The sequence below is a fragment of the Pseudomonas sp. NPDC087639 genome (assembly GCF_044743385.1).
GTDB lineage: Bacteria > Pseudomonadota > Gammaproteobacteria > Pseudomonadales > Pseudomonadaceae > Aquipseudomonas.
This window is the reverse complement of sequence record NZ_JBIUWI010000015.1, coordinates 1-4,363: the sequence shown is the minus strand read 5'-3', so window position 1 is coordinate 4,363 and position 4,363 is coordinate 1. Positions and strand designations below refer to the sequence as shown.

Below are 4,363 nucleotides of genomic sequence, written 5' to 3'. Positions count from 1 at the left end.
GGTCCTCGATGATCCGCTGATCGTACTCGTCGTATACGTACATATAAGTCCTGTTCTCAGGCTTGGGCCACTCGGAAAACGCTGCGTTTTCGCTTGCTGGAGTCCGATTTTGCCTCTGCAATTCTGCGCGCACGGCCGCGCACTCACTAACGGAGCCGGGGCAATATACCCGTTTGCAGTTATGCGCAAAAGTGATGTTTGAGTATATGTAAAGAACCAAATCGCCTAACGAGAACGGTTATTAGCTAATCCACATTTGTCGTGCGGACAATCATCGTCTTAACTGTGGACGAGTCTTTCTGCAATCACCGATAAAACCGATAAGAGGCGATGCAATGAGCAATCCGACCAAAGCAAGGAAAAGCGATAGCAGCGTTGATGCCTGGGCAATTCTGTTCCTGATCATTCTGGTAGTAGGGACGGCGGTATTCTGGGTCAGTCATCAGTAAACGACCCGTCCGGGCCCGGCCCCGACGATTGTCGGACAAAAAACGGGATCAGGCGTCAATAGCCAGTGATTGAATGGCTATAATGCGCGGCCATTTTTCCTCGGGCCCGGATGCTTCATGTGCAAGTTTCTTCACCTCAGTCTGCTGCTGTTCGGCGCGTTTTTCACAACCTGCGCTCGGGCGGAGTCGGTGCTGTTCCTCAATCCGGGCTCGACCCAGGAAGCCTTCTGGGTCAGCTATTCGCAGTTCATGCAGGCGGCCGCTCGGGACCTGGGCATCGATCTACAAATCCTCTATTCACAGCGCCAGCCCGAACTGACGCTGGCTCAGGCCCGCGTTGCGTTGCAGGGGCCGAATCGTCCCGATTACCTGATATTCGTCAACGAACAGTATGTCGCGCCGCAGATTCTGCGTCTGGCCGACAACAGCGGGGTGAAGCTGTTCATGGTCAATGCCGCCCTGACGTCTGATCAGCAGGCTTTGGTGGGCGAACGCAGCGACCGGGTCGGCAGTCTGGTGCCGAACGACGAGGAGGGCGGGTATTTGATGATGAAGGAATTGATTCGTCTGCACCCGCCCGTGGCTCGGAATGAGCCTATCGAACTGCTCGCGTTTTCCGGGTTGAAGATCACCCCGTCTGCGCAGTTGCGGGAGCGCGGTATGCAGCGCGCGTTGGCCGAGCATCCGCAGGTGCGCTTGCGCCAATTGGTCTACAGCGGCTGGACGCAGCAACGTGCCTATGAACAGGCGAAACAGTTGTTCGCCCGCTACCCGAACGTGTCACTGGTGTGGTCGGCCAATGATGAAATGGCGTTTGGTGCGATGCGGGCGTTTTCCGAGACTGGCAAGAACCCAGGCAAAGATGCGTTATTCAGCGCGGTCAATTCCTCACCCGCAGCATTGCAGGCACTGATCGACGGCCGCTTGAGCGCGTTGCTGGGCGGACACTTCACCTTGGGTGGCTGGGCGCTGGTAGAGCTGCATGATCATGAGCAGGGCGTCGATCTGGAGCAGTACGGCGGTCGCGATCGTCAGTTGCCATTGATGCAACTGATCGACAAGGCCCACGCCCGGCGAATGCTGGCCATGGGTGCCTCGCCGAATTACGGCGTGAATTTCCGCAAGCTCTCGGCCAAGGGGCGCCCGGCCTCGTACCGCTATCCGTTCAGCTTGCAGACCCTGATGCACTGAAGCGCGTCAGACACCGGCGAAATGCACCACCAGTTTGACGATGGCAAATAGCGTCAAGGCAAACACCGCAGTGAACAGAATGCCCAACATCACGAAATGGCTGGGCTTGCCATGGGTGAAGTCCCTTGCCCGATTCTTTCCGCTCTGCACCCCGAACGCCGCCGCCATCACGCTGTGCAGCATCTGCCAGAAGCTCGGCGGTTTGTTGTCGACTGGATCGTCCATAAATCCCTCGTCTGCCGTGTGTGTCAGACAAGCATAGCCAACCCCTGAAAAAAAGATCGTAGCCTCCGGCAGCTCCTGCACTGGAATGAGTTCACCCTGCAGGAGCTGCCGAAGGCTGCGATCTTTTTAGTTGTCGTAACCCAGGTTCGGCGCCAACCACCGCTCGGTCACACTCAACTCCTGACCTTTGCGCGAGGTGTAACTCGCCACCTGATCCTTGTCGACCTTGCCCACGGCAAAGTACTGCGCCTGCGGGTGGGCGAAATACCAGCCGCTGACCGCTGCGGCCGGGAACATCGCGTAGTGTTCGGTGAGGAACACACCGCTGCGTCCGGCGCGCATTTCCTGTGCCTCGGGATCGAGCAGGGCAAACAACGCGGCTTTTTCGGTGTGATCCGGGCAGGCCGGGTAGCCTGGAGCAGGGCGGATGCCGCTGTATTGCTCTTTGATCAGCGCTTCGTTGTCGAGGGTTTCGTCCTTGGCATAACCCCAGTGCTCTTTACGCACCTGCTGGTGCAGCCACTCGGCGCAAGCTTCGGCCAAACGGTCGGCCAGAGCCTTGACCATGATCGAGTTGTAATCGTCGCCGGCGTCCTGATAGGCCTTGGCCACTTCTTCGGCGCCAATGCCGGCGGTGGTGATGAAGCCGCCGACATAGTCGGTCACTTCGCTGTCTTTTGGCGCAACAAAGTCGGCCAGCGAGAAGTTCGGCTTGCCGTCGGTCTTGATAATCTGCTGGCGCAGGTGATGCAGCTTGGCCAATGGCTTGCCGTCGTCACCGTACAGCTCGATATCGTCGTCATGCACCTGATTGGCCGGCCAGAAACCGAACACGGCGCGGGCACTGATCAGTTTCTCGTCGATCAGCTTGGCGAGCATCTCTTGCGCGTCCTTGTACAGCGAGGTGGCAGCTTCACCGACCACTTCGTCTTCGAGGATGCGCGGGAACTTGCCGGCCAGATCCCAGGAAATGAAGAACGGCGTCCAGTCGATGTATTCGGCCAACACCTTGAGATCAATGTTATCCAGCACCTTGCTGCCGGTGAACGTCGGTTTGACCGGCTCGTAAGTCGCCCAGTCGAACTGCGGCTTCTTGGCGATGGCGGCGGCGTAGCTCAGGCGCTCGGTACGGGCGCTGCGGTTGGCGGTGCGCTCGCGCACTTCGACGTATTCGGCACGGGCTCTTTCGACAAACCCGGCTTTCAATTCTTTCGACAGCAACTGCGTCGCCACGCCCACGGCGCGGGAGGCGTCGGTCACGTAGACCACCGCGTCGTTGCTGTACTTCGGCTCGATCTTCACGGCGGTGTGCGCCTTGGAAGTGGTCGCACCACCGATCATCAGCGGCAAATGGAAATCCTGACGCTGCATCTCGCGGGCCACGTGAACCATTTCATCCAGCGACGGCGTGATCAGGCCGGACAGGCCGATGATGTCGCATTTCTGCTCTTTGGCCACTTGCAGGATCTTCTCCGCCGGCACCATCACGCCGAGGTCGACGATGTCGTAGCCGTTGCAACCGAGCACCACGCCAACGATGTTCTTGCCGATGTCGTGCACGTCACCCTTTACGGTGGCCATGAGGATCTTGCCCTTGGCCTCCGGCTTGTCGCCTTTTTCCAGTTCGATGAACGGGATCAGATGCGCTACGGCCTGTTTCATCACTCGGGCGGATTTCACCACTTGTGGCAGGAACATTTTGCCGGCGCCGAACAGGTCGCCGACGATGTTCATACCCGACATCAGCGGACCTTCGATCACCTCGATCGGACGGGTGAACGACTGGCGCGATTCTTCGGTGTCTTCGACGATGTGTGTGGTGATGCCCTTGACCAGCGCATGCTCCAGGCGCTTGTTGACGTCCCAGTTGCGCCACTCCTCGGTCTCGGCTTCCTTGACGCTGCCGTCGCCCTTGTACTTGTCGGCGATGGCGAGCAGGGCGTCGGTGCCGTTCGGGGTGCGGTTGAGCACCACGTCTTCGACGGCGTCGCGCAGCTCCACAGGGATCTGGTCATAGATTTCCAGCTGCCCGGCGTTGACGATACCCATGGTCAGGCCGGCGCGGATCGCATACAGCAGAAAGACCGAGTGAATCGCTTCACGCACCGGGTTGTTGCCACGGAACGAGAACGACACGTTGGACACGCCGCCGGAGGTCAGCGCATACGGCAGTTCGTCGCGGATGTAGGCGCAGGCATTGATGAAGTCCACAGCGTAGTTGTTGTGTTCTTCGATGCCGGTGGCCACGGCGTAGATGTTCGGGTCGTAGATGATGTCTTCCGGCGGGAAGCCGACTTCATTGACCAGAATGTCGTAGGAGCGTTTGCAGATCTCTTTCTTGCGCGCTTCGGTGTCGGCCTGACCCGCTTCGTCGAACGCCATCACCACCACGGCGGCGCCGTAGCGCTTGCACAGCTTTGCGTGATGGATGAACTGCTCGACGCCTGCTGTCATGGTGATCGCGTTGACGGTGCCCGGGCCCTGGCTGCTCGGGGGGC

Annotated in this window: 3 protein-coding genes; 1 reads left to right on the top strand and 2 read right to left on the bottom strand. The window is 59.2% G+C overall.

Annotation, left to right across the window (positions count from 1 at the left end; all coding sequences use genetic code 11):
* The first annotated feature begins 566 nt into the window (after positions 1–566).
* Complete coding sequence (locus ACIOVB_RS08885; protein WP_401266798.1) at positions 567–1,640, top strand: ABC transporter substrate-binding protein; 1,074 nt, start codon at positions 567–569, stop codon at positions 1,638–1,640.
* Between the two features lie 6 nt (positions 1,641–1,646).
* Here ACIOVB_RS08885 and ACIOVB_RS08880 read toward each other — a convergent pair whose 3' ends face one another.
* Both ACIOVB_RS08880 and metH read right to left on the bottom strand, forming a co-directional pair.
* Entirely contained in the window at positions 1,647–1,865 is a 219-nt protein-coding gene (locus tag ACIOVB_RS08880; RefSeq protein WP_401266795.1) for a DUF2970 domain-containing protein, read from the bottom strand.
* A gap of 126 nt (positions 1,866–1,991) precedes the next feature.
* A partial coding sequence (metH, locus tag ACIOVB_RS08875) for a methionine synthase (RefSeq protein WP_401266792.1) occupies positions 1,992–4,363 on the bottom strand: 2,372 nt, incomplete at its 5' end.